Origin of the sequence: Streptomyces sp. NPDC053542, assembly GCF_044544685.1 — a bacterium.
Taxonomy (GTDB): domain Bacteria; phylum Actinomycetota; class Actinomycetes; order Streptomycetales; family Streptomycetaceae; genus Streptomyces.
Genome location: NZ_JBITXL010000003.1, coordinates 204,795 through 221,958 on the forward strand (window position 1 = coordinate 204,795; position 17,164 = coordinate 221,958).

Here is a 17,164-nt window from a genome sequence, read left to right on the forward strand (position 1 = left end):
AGAGGAAGGAGGTGGCGTAGTGCGCGTGCGTGGCCTGGGGTCGATGGTCGCACCCAACCGGCGAGTAGCCCAGCGGCCGGGTACGTGAGGTGCGTACCGCCGCTGGGCTACTGGCAGGAACAGCTGGAAGCTGTCGCGTTCGAGCAGCGGCGTCAGCCCGCTACTACGGAGGCGAGCGCGTCGCCGATCTCGTCGGTCGTGCGGGCGGTGCCGTCGCGGGCCTCGAGGTCCGCGGCGACGGCCTCCTCGATGCGCCCGGCCTCGGCGTCGAAGCCCAGGTGGCGCAGCAGGAGCGCGACGGAGAGGATCGTCGCCGTCGGGTCGGCCTTGCCGGTGCCCGCGATGTCCGGGGCGGAACCGTGGACCGGCTCGAACATCGACGGGAAGTCGCCCGTCGGGTTGATGTTGCCGGAGGCGGCCAGGCCGATGCCGCCGGTGACGGCCGCGGCGAGGTCGGTGAGGATGTCGCCGAAGAGGTTGTCGGTGACGATGACGTCGAAGCGCTCCGGCTGCGTGACGAAGAAGATCGTCGCGGCGTCGACGTGCAGGTAGTCGGTGGTGACCTCGGGGTACTCCTCGCCGACCTTGTCGAAGATGTTCTTCCACATGTGGCCGGCGTGGACCAGGACGTTGTTCTTGTGGACCAGCGTCAGCTTCTTGCGCGGGCGGGCCTTGGCGCGCTCGTACGCGTCCCGGACGACCCGCTCGACGCCGTACGCGGTGTTGACGCTGACCTCGTTGGCGACCTCGGCGGGGGTGCCGGTGCGGATGCTGCCACCGTTGCCGGTGTACGGGCCCTCGGTGCCCTCGCGGACGACGATGAAGTCGATGTCGGGGCGGCCGGCCAGCGGGGTGCTGGTGTTCGGGAAGAGCTTCGACGGGCGCAGGTTCACGAAGTGGTCGAACGCGAAGCGCAGCTTCAGCAGCAGGCCGCGCTCCAGGACGCCGGAGGGCACGGACGGGTCGCCGATGGCGCCGAGCAGGATGGCGTCGTGCTGCTTGAGCGACTCCAGCTCAGCGTCCGGCAGCGTCTCGCCGGTCGCGTGCCATCGCTTGGCGCCCAGGTCGTACTCCTGGGTTTCCAGCTTGACGTCCTGCGGGAGGACCGAGGTCAGGACCTTCAGGCCCTGGGCCACGACTTCCTGGCCGATACCGTCACCGGGGATCACTGCGAGGCGAATGCTGCGAGACATGCCTGGACCCTACTCTTCGTCCCAGGGGTTGACACCTGGCGTCCGGCATACGGACATGTGAAGACTCGGCCGACCGCAGTTCACCTTGTATATCCCATCCGGTTTCCGGAGGGTGTCATCTTCCCAACATGGCTTCACGTGAGACCCCCACCTCGCCCGACATTCCCCGCTTCGGCATCCCCGAGCGGCTCGCCGCCCGGATGTCCATGGCCGAGCAGCACGAGTACCTGCGCACCAAGCTGTCCCGCCGCGGGCTGCTGCGCTCCTCGGCCGCCGGTGCGGGGATCGTCGCGGGCAGTGGCCTGCTCGGCTCCACCACGGCGTGCGCGGCGCCCCGCTCCACCGCGCTGCTCTCCGCGCCCGCCACGGCCGCGGTGGACGGCTCGATGGTGGCGCCCTTCGGCCGGCACCTGCAGTTCGGCGCCGACCCGAAGACGCAGGTGCGGGTCTCCTGGCAGGTGCCGTTCGCGGTGAAGCGGCCCTACCTGCGGGTGGGCCTGAAGCCGTGGGACCTCAGCCGCAAGATCGAGGCGGAGGTGCGGGACCTGCACACGCCCGCGCTCACGAAGAAGCTGCCGGTCGTCGACCAGTACTACCTGCACGCCGCGCTGGACGGCCTCAAGCCCGGCACGACGTACTACTACGGCGTCGGCCACGACGGCTTCGACCCGGCCGACGCGCGCCACTTCTCGACGATCGGCACCTTCCGCACCGCGCCGGCCCGGCCCGAGAAGTTCGTCTTCACCGCCTTCGGCGACCAGGGCGTCAGCTACGACGCGCTCGCCAACGACCAGCTGATCCTGGGCCAGAACCCCTCCTTCCACCTGCACGCGGGCGACATCTGCTACGCCGACCCGGACGGCCAGGGCTCGGAGGAGGACACCTACGACGCGCGGGTCTGGGACCAGTTCCTCGCCCAGACCGAGACGGTCGCCAAGTCCGTGCCGTGGATGGTGACGACCGGCAACCACGACATGGAGGCGTGGTACTCGCCGAACGGGTACGGCGGCCAGAACGCCCGCTGGTCCCTGCCCGGCAACGGCCCGGACGCGAAGAACGCCCCCGGCGTGTACTCCTTCACCTACGGCAGCGTCGGCGTCGTCGCCCTGGACGCCAACGACGTCTCGTACGAGATCACCGCCAACACCGGGTACACGAGCGGCAGGCAGACGAAGTGGCTGGACCGCCGCCTCGGCGAGCTGCGCGCCGACAAGACCATCGACTTCATCGTGGTCTTCTTCCACCACTGCGCGTTCTCCACGACCGTCTCGCACGCCTCGGACGGCGGCGTCCGCGACGCCTGGCTGCCGCTCTTCGAGAAGCACGGCGTGGACCTGGTCATCAACGGCCACAACCACATCTACGAGCGCACCGACGCGATCAAGGGCACCAGCGTCTCCCGCAAGGTGCCGGTCGGCGGCAGCGTGGACTCCGCCCGCGAGGGCATCGTGTACGTCACGGCGGGCGGCGCGGGCAAGGCGCTGTACAAGTTCCCCGTGCCGGACAGCTACGAGGGGCACGTGAAGGACCTGGACGAGGTCGAGACGTACCACTGGACCAAGGGCGGCGGGAAGGACACCGAGAAGGTGGCGTGGTCGCGGGTGCGCTACACCGGCTTCTCGTTCCTCGCGGTGGAGGTCGAAACCGGCCACCGGCCCCGGATGAAGGTCACCGCGCTCGCCGAGACGGGCGAGCGCATCGACCACTTCGACGTGGAGCGCACAAAGCCCGCGAACGGCTGACGCCCTCCGGCTCCACCCGTTCGGGTCAGCCGTGGGGGAGGATCACGGCCCGGCCGTTGATCTTCCCCGCGTGCAGCCGCTCGTAGGCCAGCGGAGCGTCGTCGATGCCGTACGTCTCGACGTGCACCGACAGCGCCCCGGCCCGCGCCAGGTCGAGGACCTCGGCCAGCTCGCCGCGGCTGCCCCAGTACGGGGAGGACACCGAGACCTCGTACGCCGAGGTGCCGAAGCCGACGGGCAGCGCGCCGCCGCCGAGACCCACGATGGTCACGTCCGCCTCGACCGCGGCCACCGCGCCCGCCGTGGTGACGGTGGGCGGCGCGCCGACGAAGTCCAGGACGAGCTGCGCGCCGAGCCCGCCGGTCAGCTCGCGGACCTTCGCCGCGGCGGCCGCGTCGGAGAGCACCGTCTCGTGCGCGCCGACCTCGCGGGCCAGCGCGAGCTTCGCCTCGCTGAGGTCGAGGGCGATGACGCGGGCCGGACTGAGCGCGCGGAGCAGCTGGATGGCGACGTGGCCGAGGCCGCCCGCGCCGATGACGACGGCGGTGGAGCCGGGGACCAGCTTGGCCAGCGAGCGCTTGATCGCGTGGTACGGGGTGAGGCCGGCGTCGGTCAGCGGCACGGCCTGGACGGGGTCGAGGCCGCCGAGCGGGACGAGGTGGCGGGCGTCGTCGATCAGGAGGTACTCGGCGAGGGCGCCGGGCGCGCCGAGTCCGGGCGGGCGGATGCCGAGCTCGGGGGCGCGCAGGCAGTAGTTCTCCTTGCCCTCGGCGCACTTGGCGCAGGCGCCGCAGCCCCAGGGGCCGTAGACGGCGACCGCGTCGCCCACGGCGAAGGCGGTGACGCCCTCGCCGAGCGCGGCGACCGTGCCCGCGCCTTCGTGGCCGAGGGTGAGGGGCAGCGGGAAGGGCAGCGCTTCGGCCGGCCATTCCATGACCGCGATGTCGGAGTGGCACACGCCGGCGGCGGTGACCTTCAGCAGTACCTGGCCGGGCCCGGGCTCGGGCACCGGCACCTCGACGACCTCGGGTGCGGCACCGACCGTCCGGTACTGCACGGCCTTCATGGCGGCCTTCATGGGAACCTCCTCGTTCCTCCGCGCGACCCCCTATACATGCACTGTACAACTAAAGCCCGGACAGCCCGCCGTCTCAGATAGTAGGAAGCCCAAGTAATTGTGCAGACATCACGGCTCTACTGTCCTACTTTTGTAGAAGCCGAACGTCTCGCTGCATCCAGCGATGGCGGCTCCGGCCGGCGCGCATCCACAGGCGACCCCTGGCGCGACCTGGCCCCGCCCGCTCCGGCGTCGCATTCCGCCTTCGTGGCATCTCGGGGATCGATCCGACGATTCTTAAGGAGACGTGGTCATGGCCGACACCGCTGCCCCCGCCCGCAGGATCCGCCACCGCGTGCGTACGTCCGGCGAGACCGACCGCAGGAACGCCGCCGCCGCGCTCCAGCGCGCCCTGGACCGCCGCGACAACGGCGGCGCGACCGGGCACTGACAAACGGAACGGGGCGCGCGGCCCAGGCCGCGCGCCCCGTTCTCCGTGCTCCCGCGGGTGTCAGCCCATGTGCGGGTAGCGGTAGTCCGTCGGAGCGACCATCGTCTCCTTGATGGACCGCGGCGACATCCAGCGCAGCAGGTTGAACTTCGAGCCCGCCTTGTCGTTGGTGCCCGAGGCGCGGCCGCCGCCGAAGGGCTGCTGGCCGACGATCGAGCCGGTCGGGCGGTCGTTGATGTAGAAGTTGCCGGCCGCGAAGCGGAGCTTCTCGGAGACCTCGGCGACGACCTGCCGGTCCTTGGCGATGACGGCGCCGGTCAGGGCGTAGGCCGAGGCCGACTCCATCTGCTCGACGGTGGCGTCGAAGTCGGCGTCCTCGTAGACGTGCACGGCGATGATCGGGCCGAAGTACTCGGTCTTGAAGACCTCGTTCTCCGGGTCCGAGCAGGCGATCACGGTCGGGCGCACGAAGTAGCCCACCGAGTCGTCGTACGTGCCGCCCGCGATGATCTCGCAGCTCGGGTCGGCCTTGGCCGCGTCGATGGCGGCCTTGCTCTTGGCGAAGGACCGGTCGTCGATGACGGCGCCGATGAAGTTCGACAGGTCGGTGACGTCACCCATGGCCAGGGACTCGACCTCGGCGGCCAGCTCGTCCTTGAAGCCGGACTCCCAGGTGGAGCGGGCGATGTAGGCGCGCGAGGCGGCCGAGCACTTCTGGCCCTGGTACTCGAAGGCACCACGGGTGATGGCGGTCTTCAGGATCGCCGGGTCCGCGGTGGGGTGCGCGACGATGAAGTCCTTGCCGCCGGTCTCGCCGACCAGACGCGGGTAGGAGCGGTACTTCTCGATGTTCTGGCCGACCTCCTTCCACAGGTACTGGAAGGTCTTGGTCGAACCGGTGAAGTGCACGCCGGCCAGCTCCGGGTGCGGCAGCGCGACCTCGGAGACCTCCTTGCCGTCACCGGTGACCAGGTTGATCACGCCCTTGGGCAGCCCGGCCTCCTCCAGCAGCTCCATCAGCAGCACGGCGGAGTGGGTCTGGGTCGGGGACGGCTTCCAGACCACCACGTTGCCCATCAGGGCGGGGGCGGTGGGCAGGTTGCCGGCGATCGCGGTGAAGTTGAACGGCGTGATCGCGTAGACGAAGCCCTCCAGCGGGCGGTGGTCCAGCCGGTTCCACACCCCGTTCGGCTGCATCAGCGGCTGCTCCTGGAGCAGCTCACGCGCGAAGTGCACGTTGAAGCGCCAGAAGTCCACCAGCTCACAGGGCGCGTCGATCTCGGCCTGCTGGGCCGTCTTGGACTGGCCGAGCATGGTCGAGGCGGCGATGGTCTCGCGCCAGGGGCCGGCCAGCAGGTCGGCGGCCTTCAGCAGGATCGCCGCACGGTCGTCGAAGGACATCGCACGCCAGGCCGGGGCCGCGGCGAGCGCCGCGTCGATGGCCTCCTGCGCGTCGGCCTTGGTGGCGTTGGCGTACGTACCCAGCACGGCCTTGTGGTTGTGCGGCTGGACGACGTCGAAGCGCTCACCGCCGCCCATCCGCTTCTCACCGTTGATCGTCATCGGGAGATCGATGGGGTTCTCGGCGAGCTCCTTGAGCTTCGCCTCCAGGCGGGCGCGCTCCGGGGAGCCGGGGGCGTAGCCGTGCACCGGCTCGTTGTACGGGGCGGGGACGTGGGTCACAGCGTCCATGGCGGCCGTGTCTCCTTCTGTCGGGTGCGGGTGCGGAGTATGTACGGGACCGGATCCGGCCCCCGGGGTCAGCTGCGGGTGAGCAGCGAGCGGGCGAAGAACGCGAGGTTCGCGGGGCGCTCGGCCAGCCGGCGCATGAAGTAGCCGTACCAGTCGGTGCCGTAGGCGACGTAGACGCGCACGCGGTGGCCCTCGGCGGCGAGCCGCCGCTGCTCGTCGTCCCGGATGCCGTAGAGCATCTGGAACTCGTAGTCCTCGTTCTTGCGGCCGGCGCGGAAGGCGAGGTCCTGGGCGATGGCGACCATGCGCGGGTCGTGCGACCCGACCATCGGGTAGCCCTCGCCCGCCATCAGGATCTTCAGACAGCGGACGTACGCCTTGTCCACCTCGGCCTTGTCCTGGTAAGCGACGGTGGCGGGCTCCTTGTACGCGCCCTTCACCAGCCTCACTCGCGAACCTTCCCCGGACAGTGCGCGGCAGTCGTCCTCGGTACGGAAGAGGTAGGACTGCAGGACGGCGCCCGTCTGCGGGAAGCGCTCGCGCAGCTCGCCGAGGATGGCGAGGGTGGAGTCCACGGTGGTGTGGTCCTCCATGTCGAGGGTGACCGTCGTGCCGATCGCGGCGGCGGCCTCGACGACCGGGGTGACGTTCTTCAGGGCCAGCTCGTGGCCGCCGGGCAGGGCCTGCCCGAAGGCGGAGAGCTTGACCGACATCTCGGCCCGGGTGCCGAGGCCGAGCGGCTTGAGGCCCTCCACCAGCTCCAGGTAGGCGTCGCGGGTGCGGAGCGCCTGCGCGGGGTCGGTGATGTCCTCGCCCAGCACGTCCAGGGTGATCTCCAGGCCGGCGTCGGCCAGGGAGCGGACGGCGGGGACGGTGTCGCCCAGGGTCTCGCCCGCGACGAAGCGGTCGACGACGGAGCGGGTGACCGGCGCGGCCGAGACGAGACGGCGCATTTTGTCGCTGCGCGCAGCGGCGAGGATCACGGGACCCAGCACGGGACACCTCCACGGTTCACGGATGACAGATGCCGAGCGTGCGGGGCGCGCCGGCAGGTCGAGCCACCAGAAACGTAAGTTTCACGGTACGTCGGTAGCCATCGACAGCTGTCACGCCTTCGTGTCCGGCATCTCAGACAGATGTATGAGAATGTGCCGTGACATCTGACGCAGAGGTGACCGGAGAGGAGCCAGACGGCGCATGCCAGGGGACTACGAGCAGCTGGTGGACGAGATCTCGGCGGCGCTCGGCGCGCCCGCGACGCTGGAGGACCGGGACTTCCGGCTGATCGCGTTCGGCGCGCACGAGGGCGACGACGACTCCATGATGGACCCGGTACGCACCCGGTCGATCCTGCAGCGCCGGTCCACGGCCGCGGTCCGCGCCTGGTTCGAGGGGTTCGGCATCGCCCGCGCCAAGTCCGCGCTGCGCATCCCGCCGGACCCGGCGGCCGGGGTCTTCAAGGGCCGCATCTGTCTGCCCGTACGCCACCGGGGCATCGTGCACGGGTACGTCTGGCTGCTCGACGACGGGCACCTCAGCAATCTGGAGCTGGGCGGGCGCGGCACGCCGCCCGATCCGCGCATCGAGCAGGCCATGGAGACGGCGGCGCGGATCGGCGCGCTGCTCGCGGCCGAGGCCCGGGCCGGCGCCGAACTGGGTGATCTGCTGCGGGAGTTGCTGCTCAGCGGGGCTTCGGAACGGCAGGCGGCGGCGGACGCCCTGCGGGACGCGCTGCGGCCGGGGGCGGCCGACGCGCCGCTCGCGCTGGTGGCCGTGGCGCCCTGGGACACCTCCGACACCGACGCGGCACCGCTGCCGGGGCTGCCGGGGCTACTGGCGGCGAGCGCGATGCCGGCGGGCGCGGGCGGGTCCGGTGGCGGATCGGGGGGCGGGTCCGGGGGCGCGGGCGAGCGCCCCGGCGGGCCGCCCGGCGCGGGGGCGCGGCCCGCGGCACCCGGGCACACCCTCGCGGCCCTCGTGCGGCTGCGGACGGCCGGCGGACTCGCGCCCGCGCACTCCGCCGCCGAGCACCTGCTGCGCTCACCGCGCGCCGGGAGCGGCGCCGCCGCCGGGATCGGGGCGGCGCGCGAGGCGCTGACCGAACTGCCCGGTGCCTGGCGGGAGGCGCTGGCCGCGGCCCGCGCGGCGCGCGCCGAGCCGCGGCTGGGCCCGGTCGCGCAGTGGGACGCCATCGGCGCGTACCGGCTGCTGACCGGCCTGTCGGCCGGCCAGTCCGATGAAACGATTCGCCCGCTGCTCTCCCCCGCCCACGCCGAACTGGCCCGCACCGCCGAGGCGTTCCTGGACTGCGCGGGCCAGGCCAGCCGCACGGCCCAGGCCCTCGGCATCCACCGCCAGACGCTCTACTACCGCCTCGGCCGGGTCGAGAAGCTCACCGGCCTGGACCTGGACGAGGGCGCCGACCGCCTCCTGCTGCACATGGCACTGAAGTCGGCACGGCTGTAAGGGAGTGGCCGCTCCCCCGCACCGCCCCGCGTAAGGAGGTGGCCACTCCCCGTACGGCCCCGCGGCCCGATTCCTCCCCCGCCCGCTTCTGTGTTCTGCTGGAGAAAGAGGGCTCCTGGAAGGAGGAGCGCCATGCCGCACCCCCGCATCGTGGCCCCCGCGCCGGCCCGGTCCGGCAGCCTCCTGCCGCGACATGAACTGGCCGCCGCCTGGCTGCTCATGATCCTGCTGGCCGGCCTGGCCTGGGTCCTCACCGTGGCCCAGTCCCGCGACATGGACGGCATGGGCAGGGAACCGGGCACGATGGGGCTCGCCCTGCCGCTCTTCCTGCTGCTGTGGGTCGTCATGATGGTGGCGATGATGTTCCCGTCGGTGGCCCCGGTGGCCATCGCCTGGGCGCGGGCCATCGGCCGGCAGTCGGCCGGCGCCACCCGCGCCGCGCGCATCGCCCAGTTCGCCGCGGGCTACCTCCTCTCCTGGACCGCATTCGGGCTGCTCGCCTACGGAGCGCTGGCGGCGGCCGGGAGGCTGGTGGACGCCCATCCCGGTGCGGGCCGCTGGCTGGGCGCCGCCGTCTTCCTGCTCGCGGGGCTGTCCCAGTTCGGGCCGCTGAAGCGGGTGTGCCTGCTGCACTGCCGGAACCCCCTGGCGCACCTGTTCCGGTACGCGCACTTCCGGCCCTGGGCCCGGGACCTGCGCGTGGGCGCGCACCACGGGCTGTACTGCGTGGGCTGCTGCTGGGGCCTGATGATCGTCCTCATCCCGCTCGGCGTGATGAACGTGGCGGCCATGGCCGGGCTGGCGGCGGTGATCTTCCTGGAGAAGCTGTGGCGGTGGGGCCCGTGGCTGACCTGGGCGGTCGGCATCGCCTTCCTGGTCCTGGCCGTCCTCGCGCCCTTCCAGGAGGGGCTGCTGCCCGGCCTGGAGATGCCCGGGCCCCCGATGGTGATGTAGCCGCTCGCTTCCCGGGCCGACGAGGCGCACGATGGAAAGTGCAGGCCGTTTGCGATCCCGGGAACGGCCCGGGACACGGTCTCGCCTCCACGTGAGCCCCTGCGGCTCGACGGGAGGGAAGCGACATGACAGAGCAGGTCACTACGGACACGCGCTGGCATCTGGCCGGCGACTGGTTCGATGTGTGCAAGTGCGCCATCCCGTGCCCCTGCACCTTCGCGCAGCCCCCGACTTACGGTGACTGCGAAGGGGTGCTGGCCTGGCACATCCGGGAAGGCAATTTCGGCGACGTGCGGCTCGACGATCTCAACGTACTCATGCTTGGCTCCTTTACCGGCAACGCCTGGGCCCGCGAGCACACCGACGCGTATGCCGCGGTGTTCTTCGACGAGCGCGCCGACGACCGGCAGCGCGCCGCCCTGCAGAGCATCTTCGGCGGTGAGGCGGGCGGCTGGCCCGCGGAGTTCGGCGAGATGTTCGGGCCCGAGATGCGAGGCATGGAGTTCGCTCCCATCCGGATCGAGGTCGACGAGGACCTGGCCGCATGGCGCGCGGAGGTCCCCGGGCGGGTATCGGCGCGCGCGGAGGCGCTGAGCGGGCCGACCACCCCGGACGGGGCACGAGTGCAGGTGCTCAACGCGCCGGGCTCCGAGGTCGGGCCGGGCCAGGTCGCCACCTGGGGACGGGCCACCACCGACCGCGCCGACGCGTACGGCTTCTCCTGGGACCGCTCCGGGAAGTCGAGCAAGCACTTCCCCTTCGACTGGAGCGGGGGCCCGGGGGCATAGCGGCCGCGGCGCTCCGGGCGGACCGGACGCCGCACCGGAAACACCGGCTTCATCTTGCACGTACGAGCGGGTAACACGGTCTTCCTAGTGTCCCCGCCATGGACACAGGGCTGTACCCGCAGCAGGACACCGCGCAGGCCGCCGACGGCGACGGGGCGCAAGCCGCCGGCGGGGCGAAGGCCGCCGACGAAACGCTGGAGGACTACACCCTCCGCTACGCGCCCCGGAGTTACCGGCGCTGGACGCCGATGGTCGTGGCGACCACCGCACTGGGCGGGATCGCCTACCTGGCCGACTTCTCCATCGGCGCGGGCATCGGCCTCGCGCACGGCACCGGGAACGCGCTGGCCGCGATCGCGCTCGCGGCCGCGGTCATCTTCGTGACCGGCTTCCCGCTCGCGTACTACGGGGCGCGCTACAACATCGACCTGGACCTGATCACCCGCGGCTCCGGCTTCGGGTACTACGGCTCCGTGCTGACCAGCGTCATCTTCGCCAGCTTCACCTTCATCTTCTTCGCCACCGAGGGCTCGATCATGGCGCAGGGGCTGAAGCTCGGCCTCGGCCTGCCGCTGTGGCTGGGGTACCTGGTCTCCACCCTCCTGGTGATCCCGCTGGTCGTGTACGGCATGAAGGCGCTCAGCAAGCTCCAGGTGTGGACGACGCCGCTGTGGCTGCTGCTGATGGTCGGCCCGCTCGCCTACCTGATCGCCACCGACCCCGGTACCGTGCACCGCTTCCTGGCGTACCCGGGCACCGGCGGCGACGGCGGCCTGAACACCGCCTCGGTACTGCTCGGCGCGGGCGTGTGCCTGTCGCTGATCGCGCAGATCGGCGAGCAGATCGACTATCTGCGGTTCATGCCGCCCAAGACCCGGGAGAACCGGCGCGCTTGGTGGACCGCCGTGATCATGGCGGGCCCCGGCTGGGTCGTGCTGGGCGCGCTCAAGCAGGCCGCCGGCATCTTCCTCGCGGTCTACGCGCTGGCCGAGGTCGCCCCGGCGGCCGCCGCCGAGCCGATCCAGCAGTTCAAGGGCGCCTTCGACGCGATGCTGCCGCCCTGGCTCGTACTCCCCCTCGCCGTGGTCCTCGTCGTGATCAGCCAGATCAAGATCAACGTGACCAACGCCTACTCCGGCTCGCTGGCCTGGACGAACTCCGTCACCCGGGTCACCCGGCGCTACCCCGGCCGGATGGTCTTCGTGCTCGCCAACCTCGGTATCGCACTGATCCTCATGGAGGCCGACATGTTCAGCTTCCTGAACGCGGTGCTCGGCTTCTACTCGAACTGCGCCATCGCCTGGATCGTCACGGTCGCCACCGACATCATGGTCAACAAGTACCTGCTGAAGCTCTCCCCGCACGCCCCCGAGTTCCGCCGCGGCATGCTGTACGCGGTCAACCCCGTCGGCGTGGTGGCCTTCACCGCCGCCTCCGGCCTGTCGATCGCGATGTACTTCCACGCGCTCGGCGACACCCTCCAGCCGTACTCCCCGGTCGCCGCCGCCGTGCTCGCCTTCGTCCTCACGCCACTGATGGCCGTGGTCACCAAGGGCCGGTACTACCTGCGGCGGACCGCCGACGGGATCGCCGAACCCCTGCTGGACGCGGACGGCAACCCGAGCGCGCGCACCTACACCTGCCACGTCTGCCGGCAGGAATTCGAGCGCCCCGACGTGGCCGCCTGCCCCGCCCACGACGCGGTGGTCTGCTCGCTGTGCCTGAGCACCGACCGCACCGGCGCCCACCTCCTGCCCGCGGCCCCGGCGGGCGCCTGACCTCGCCAGGTCCGCCGCGACGTGCGTACGCGCAAGGGTGACGCCTGCCCGTGCTGAACCGGGCAGGCGTCACGTGAGGGTGTGCGGCGAGCGGAGGACCGCCCATGGGTCACCAGACGTGCCCCGTGTCCTCCTCGCCGGTCTCCGTCGTTCCCTTGGCGTCCTTGCGGCCGGTCCGGCCCATGGGGCCCGTGCGGCCCTTGCCCGTGGCCGGGCCCGTGGCCGGGTTCGTGCCGTCGTCGAACTCCAGCTGCTCCCGGCGGACCTCGGTCGACACCTCCTGCTGCTCCGTGACCCGGTCGGTCTCCAGCCGGACCCGCTCGTAGGGCCGCGTCTCCTTGCGGATCACGGGCTCCTCGCGGTGCAGCGTGATGTCGTACTCCCCGTCCTCCAGGCTCGCCGGAGTGCCACGGCTGCGTCGGGCCTCCTCGTCGGAGATCGGTTCGCGGGTGATGCGGACCTCTTCGTGGCTGACCGGCACGGTCCGGCTCACGTTCTCGGTCACCACGTGCTTCCGCAGATGCGCGTGGCCGCTCTCGTGCTCCTCGACACCGAACTCGGCGCGCTCCTCCGAGAGCGTCATCTCGGGGTTCTGCTCCTTGCGGGACCGGTCCGCGTCCGTCGGACCGCCGCGCGACATGGCCATCTGCCCGGCGCCCGCGCCGGCCAGCGGCCGGTCGGCCTCGGTGGGGCGGGTGTGCTGACCGGCCATCCCGGCCGCACCCGCGGTACCCATGCCGCCGGCGGCGGCCGCCGTACCCATACCTCCGGCCTGCCCCGTGCCCGTGTCGCGGCCCATGCCGCTCCGGCCCGATCGGGTCAGACCGTAGTGCCGGTACAGCCGCTCCTCCTCCGACGGTTCGAGGTGGCCGTCGGCGTCCATCCGCGGAGCGTCCTTGATCTGGTCCTTGGTGTGCGGAACACGTAGCGCGTCGTCCACCCGCGTACACCCGGCCAGCGGGACGAAGGTCTCCTTCGTACCGAACAGCCCGGTGTGCACCGTGATCCACTCCGGCTCATTGGTGGCGTCGTCCCGGTAGACCTGCTGGACAGTGCCGACCTTCGCGCCGTCGGCGTCGATCACCTTCAGCCCGGCCAGGTCATGAGGGGTGTCACCCAGAGGTGCATTCATGGCGTCTCTCCTTTCGCGCGCGCCTGCAGGAGAGGCACGCACCACTCCATTGCGCACCCCATGGGGGCGCGCAGCGAGTCGGGAGCACACCGGCCGGGCTCCGGCTACCGGTCCGGACCGGCCCCGAAGCCGCTCGTGGGGGCGGAGCGCGGCACCGACCGGTGCGGCGCCCCACCCCCCGGTACTACTCCATTCGGGTGACGGCCCTCGTCCCGGCTCAGCTCCCGCTGCCGTACGGGCGGGTGATCAGCTCCATGTAGTGGCCGTCCGGGTCGGGGAAGTACACGCCGCGGCCGCCGTCGTTGGTGTTGATCTCGCCGGGGCGGTTGCGGTGCGGGTCGGCCCAGTACGTCAGGCCCAGCTCCTTGATCCGGCCGAAGCTGCGGTCGAACTCGTCCTCGCTGATCAGAAACGCGTAGTGCTGCGGGGTGATCTCGCCGTCATCCTGCGCGAAGTCGAGGGTGACCCCGTTGTCCATCACCACGGGGAGGAACGGCCCGAACTCGGGCTGCACCTGCAGCCCCAGGATGTCCGCGAGGAACTCCGCCGACCGCTTCCGGTCGCTGGCGTGCACAATCGTGTGGTTCAGCTCAACTGCCATGACACACCTCCCGTTTGATGCGTCGATACTAGGAGGGGCGGGGGGTGGGGGGCATCGTTCGTAGGGCTTAGGGCGGGGGGTGGGGGGCTTAGGGCCGGGGGCTCAGTCCCCCGTGATTCCTGGCAGGGCCCCTCCCTCTCCCCAACCAGCGGGAAAGCGCCCCACCCCGTGGCCAAGACCCCCTCCCCCGCCTCCACCACACATACCGCGAAGGTAGCGCTCCACCACCCCCGCGCGGCCCCCCTGTGGATAACCCCCGCGCGACGCGCGACACGGCGAACGCGCGGCACAGCGAAGGGCCCGGACGGAAACCCCGTCCGAGCCCTTCACCACGCGTGCGGATCAGTCCGCTCGGCCCGCTCAGTCCGTGAGGTTGACCGTGCGGGCGGAGGTGGCGCCGATCTCCTCGGCGATCTCCGTGAGCACCGGGGCCGCGATCGTGTCGTCGACGGTCAGCGCGACCAGCGCCTCGCCGCCCACGTCGGCGCGGGAGACCTGCATGCCGGCGATGTTGATGCCCGCCTCGCCCAGGATGCGGCCGAGCGTGCCGACCACGCCGGGGCGGTCGCTGTAGCGCAGGAACGCCATGTGGTCGGCGAGCGCCAGGTCGATGCTGTGGTCGTTGACCGCCACGATCTTCTGCTGGTGCTTGTGGCCGGCCAGCGTGCCGGAGACCGAGATCTCCTCGCCGTCGGAGAGGGTGCCGCGCACGGTCACCACGTTCCGGTGCTCGGGCGACTCGCTGCTGGTGGTCAGGCGTACCTCGACGCCGCGCTCCTGCGCGAACAGCGGGGCGTTGACGTACGAGACGGTCTCGTCGACGACGTCCTCGAAGACGCCCTTGAGCGCGGAGAGCTCCAGCACCTTCACGTCGTGCTGGGTGATCTCGCCGTACACCTCGACGTCCAGGCGTACCGCGACCTCGCCCGCGAGCGCGGTGAAGATGCGGCCGAGCTTCTCGGCCAGCGGCAGGCCGGGCTTCACGTCCTCGGCGATCACGCCGCCCTGGACGTTGACCGCGTCCGGGACGAGCTCGCCGGCGAGCGCCAGGCGCACCGAGCGGGCCACCGCGATACCGGCCTTCTCCTGGGCCTCACCGGTCGAGGCGCCCAGGTGCGGGGTGCACACGACCTGGTCGAACTCGAACAGCGGGGAGTCGGTGCAGGGCTCGGACGCGTAGACGTCCAGGCCGGCGCCGGCGACCCGGCCCTCCTTGAGGGCGGAGGCGAGGGCTGCCTCGTCCACGATGCCGCCGCGCGCGGCGTTGACGATCCGGACGGACGGCTTGACCTTGTGCAGCGCGTCGTCGCCGATCAGGCCGACGGTCTCCGGGGTCTTCGGGAGGTGGACGGTGATGAAGTCCGAGACCTGGAGCAGCTCGTCCAGGGAGAGCAGCTTGACGCCCATCTGGGCGGCGCGCGCGGGCTGGACGTAGGGGTCGTACGCGACGACCTTCATGCCGAAGGCGGACATCCGCTGGGCGACCAGGACGCCGATGCGGCCGAGGCCGACGACGCCGAGGGTCTTCTCCGCCAGCTCGACGCCGGTGTACTTGCTGCGCTTCCACTCGCCGTTCTTGAGGGCGGTGTTCGCCTGCGGGATGTTCCGCGCGGTGGCGACCAGCAGGCCGCAGGCCAGCTCGGCGGCGGTGACGATGTTGGAGGTCGGCGCGTTCACGACCATCACGCCGGCCTTGGTGGCGGCGGAGACATCGACGTTGTCCAGGCCCACGCCCGCGCGGGCGACGACCTTGAGCTTCTTCGCGGCGGCGATGGCCTCGGCATCGACCTTGGTCGCGGAGCGCACGAGGATCGCGTCGACGTCGGCGATGGCGGGGATCAGCTCGGCGCGGTCGGCGCCGTTGCAATGCCGGATCTCGAAGTCCGGGCCGAGCGCGTCGACGGTCGCGGGCGACAGCTCTTCGGCGATCAGTACGACGGGTTTGGCGGAGGCAGTGCTCACGTGGTCTTCAGTCCTCACTAAATCCTTCGCGGACGGCCGTCCCGACGGCCGAAGGCGGTGAAGGGGGCAGCCGCGTGGAAGACGCACGACGTTGTGAGCCTGACGCGCTTGTGGTCAGCAGTGTAGTGGCGTTTCAGGGCTCCTCCTTCGCCGGAGCGGAAGGATCACCCGTGCGTGGTTCTACGCAGTGGACAAGGCGGCGGCGGAAGGGGCCGTACCGGCTCGGTACGGCCCCTTCCGCACGAGGCTTACGCCTCCTCGTCCACCCAGCTCATCAGGCCACGCAGCTTCTTGCCGGTGGTCTCCAGGAGGTGGTCGGCGTCGGCCTTCTTGTACTCGTTGTACTTCGGCAGGCCGTCCGCGTACTCCTTCATCCAGGTGTGGGCGAAGGTGCCGTCCTGGATCTCGGCGAGGACCTTCTTCATCTCGGCCTTGGTGTTCTCGTTCACGATCCGCGGGCCGGTGACGTAGTCGCCCCACTCGGCGGTCTCGGAGATCGACCAGCGCATCTTCTCCAGGCCGCCCTCGTACATGAGGTCCACGATCAGCTTCAGCTCGTGGAGGCACTCGAAGTACGCGATCTCCGGCTGGTAGCCCGCCTCGACCAGGGTCTCGAAGCCGGCCTTGACCAGGGCGGCGGTGCCGCCGCAGAGCACGGCCTGCTCGCCGAACAGGTCGGTCTCGGTCTCCTCGGTGAAGGTCGTCTTGATGACGCCCGCACGGGTGCCGCCGATGCCCTTGGCGTACGAGAGGGCGAGCGCGAAGGCGTTGCCCGAGGCGTCCTGCTCGACCGCCGCGATGCACGGAACGCCGCGGCCCTCCTCGTACTGGCGGCGCACCAGGTGGCCCGGGCCCTTCGGGGCGACCATGCACACGTCGACGTCGGCCGGGGGCTTGATGAAGCCGTAGCGGATGTTCAGGCCGTGGCCGAAGAACAGGGCGTCGCCGGCCTTGAGGTTGTCCTTGACGGACTCCTCGTAGATCTTCGCCTGGATCGGGTCCGGGACCAGGATCATGATGACGTCGGCCTCGGCCGCCGCCTCGGAGGGGCTCACCACGCGCAGGCCCTGCTCCTCGGCCTTCGCCTTGGACTTGGAGCCCTCGTGCAGGCCGACGCGCACGTCGACGCCCGAGTCGCGCAGCGACAGCGCGTGGGCGTGGCCCTGGCTGCCGTAGCCGAGAACCGCGACCTTACGGCCCTGGATGATGGACAGGTCGGCGTCGTCGTCGTAGAACAGCTCGGCCACTTCGGGTATCTCCTTGGTACTAGCTGGTGCCCACAGACTATGCCGGGGCTGGGGGGTGAAAGTTCAGGGTCTCGCCATACGGGCAGCGGCCGCGGGCGAGG

General features: G+C 71.1%; 14 protein-coding genes. 6 read left to right on the forward strand and 8 right to left on the reverse strand.

Annotated features, from left to right (window positions below; all coding sequences use genetic code 11):
• Positions 1–152: 152 nt before the first annotated feature.
• Positions 153–1,193: a 3-isopropylmalate dehydrogenase gene (locus ACIGXO_RS08870; protein ID WP_399782411.1), complete on the reverse strand. Its 1,041-nt coding sequence runs from the start codon at positions 1,191–1,193 to the stop codon at positions 153–155.
• 128 nt (positions 1,194–1,321) lie between these two features.
• Between ACIGXO_RS08870 and ACIGXO_RS08875 the strand changes: the two genes are divergently transcribed.
• Positions 1,322–2,935, forward strand: coding sequence for a purple acid phosphatase family protein (locus tag ACIGXO_RS08875; protein ID WP_399782414.1), 1,614 nt, complete (start codon positions 1,322–1,324; stop codon positions 2,933–2,935).
• Positions 2,936–2,960: 25 nt separating this feature from the next.
• Here the strand turns inward: ACIGXO_RS08875 and ACIGXO_RS08880 are convergent, their stop codons facing one another.
• Positions 2,961–4,001 (reverse strand): NAD(P)-dependent alcohol dehydrogenase, encoded by a 1,041-nt coding sequence (locus tag ACIGXO_RS08880; RefSeq protein WP_399783800.1) that lies wholly within the window; start codon positions 3,999–4,001, stop codon positions 2,961–2,963.
• A gap of 304 nt (positions 4,002–4,305) precedes the next feature.
• Between ACIGXO_RS08880 and ACIGXO_RS08885 the strand changes: the two genes are divergently transcribed.
• Complete coding sequence (locus ACIGXO_RS08885) at positions 4,306–4,443, forward strand: hypothetical protein (RefSeq protein ID WP_169746137.1); 138 nt, start codon at positions 4,306–4,308, stop codon at positions 4,441–4,443.
• 60 nt (positions 4,444–4,503) lie between these two features.
• Here the strand turns inward: ACIGXO_RS08885 and pruA are convergent, their stop codons facing one another.
• Both pruA and ACIGXO_RS08895 read right to left on the reverse strand, forming a co-directional pair.
• Complete coding sequence (gene pruA, locus ACIGXO_RS08890; protein WP_399782416.1) at positions 4,504–6,135, reverse strand: L-glutamate gamma-semialdehyde dehydrogenase; 1,632 nt, start codon at positions 6,133–6,135, stop codon at positions 4,504–4,506.
• A gap of 68 nt (positions 6,136–6,203) precedes the next feature.
• The gene (locus ACIGXO_RS08895; protein WP_399782418.1) at positions 6,204–7,130 is read right to left on the reverse strand and encodes a proline dehydrogenase family protein; all 927 of its coding nucleotides are present in this window, start codon (positions 7,128–7,130) and stop codon (positions 6,204–6,206) included.
• A 202-nt stretch (positions 7,131–7,332) separates the two neighbouring features.
• Between ACIGXO_RS08895 and ACIGXO_RS08900 the strand changes: the two genes are divergently transcribed.
• The 4 genes from ACIGXO_RS08900 to ACIGXO_RS08915 all read left to right on the forward strand — a co-directional run bounded on the left by ACIGXO_RS08900 (position 7,333) and on the right by ACIGXO_RS08915 (position 12,121).
• Positions 7,333–8,601, forward strand: coding sequence for a PucR family transcriptional regulator (locus tag ACIGXO_RS08900; protein WP_399782421.1), 1,269 nt, complete (start codon positions 7,333–7,335; stop codon positions 8,599–8,601).
• Between the two features lie 132 nt (positions 8,602–8,733).
• A complete protein-coding gene (locus ACIGXO_RS08905) occupies positions 8,734–9,555 on the forward strand; it encodes a DUF2182 domain-containing protein (protein ID WP_399782424.1) in 822 nt (273 codons plus the stop codon).
• A 125-nt stretch (positions 9,556–9,680) separates the two neighbouring features.
• Positions 9,681–10,343 carry a DUF1326 domain-containing protein gene (locus tag ACIGXO_RS08910; RefSeq protein ID WP_399782427.1) on the forward strand — a complete coding sequence of 221 codons (663 nt, stop codon included), beginning with the start codon at positions 9,681–9,683 and terminating at the stop codon, positions 10,341–10,343.
• Between the two features lie 98 nt (positions 10,344–10,441).
• On the forward strand, positions 10,442–12,121 hold the full coding sequence (locus ACIGXO_RS08915; protein WP_399782429.1) for a purine-cytosine permease family protein: 1,680 nt from the start codon (positions 10,442–10,444) through the stop codon (positions 12,119–12,121).
• 109 nt (positions 12,122–12,230) lie between these two features.
• Here the strand turns inward: ACIGXO_RS08915 and ACIGXO_RS08920 are convergent, their stop codons facing one another.
• The 4 genes from ACIGXO_RS08920 to ilvC form a co-directional block, all read right to left on the reverse strand.
• Positions 12,231–13,253 (reverse strand): PRC and DUF2382 domain-containing protein, encoded by a 1,023-nt coding sequence (locus tag ACIGXO_RS08920; protein ID WP_399782432.1) that lies wholly within the window; start codon positions 13,251–13,253, stop codon positions 12,231–12,233.
• A 217-nt stretch (positions 13,254–13,470) separates the two neighbouring features.
• On the reverse strand, positions 13,471–13,854 hold the full coding sequence (locus ACIGXO_RS08925; RefSeq protein ID WP_399782433.1) for a VOC family protein: 384 nt from the start codon (positions 13,852–13,854) through the stop codon (positions 13,471–13,473).
• 360 nt (positions 13,855–14,214) lie between these two features.
• Positions 14,215–15,816: a phosphoglycerate dehydrogenase gene (gene serA, locus ACIGXO_RS08930; RefSeq protein WP_399782436.1), complete on the reverse strand. Its 1,602-nt coding sequence runs from the start codon at positions 15,814–15,816 to the stop codon at positions 14,215–14,217.
• Positions 15,817–16,064: 248 nt separating this feature from the next.
• Entirely contained in the window at positions 16,065–17,063 is a 999-nt protein-coding gene (ilvC, locus tag ACIGXO_RS08935; protein ID WP_399782439.1) for a ketol-acid reductoisomerase, read from the reverse strand.
• Positions 17,064–17,164 lie beyond the last annotated feature (101 nt).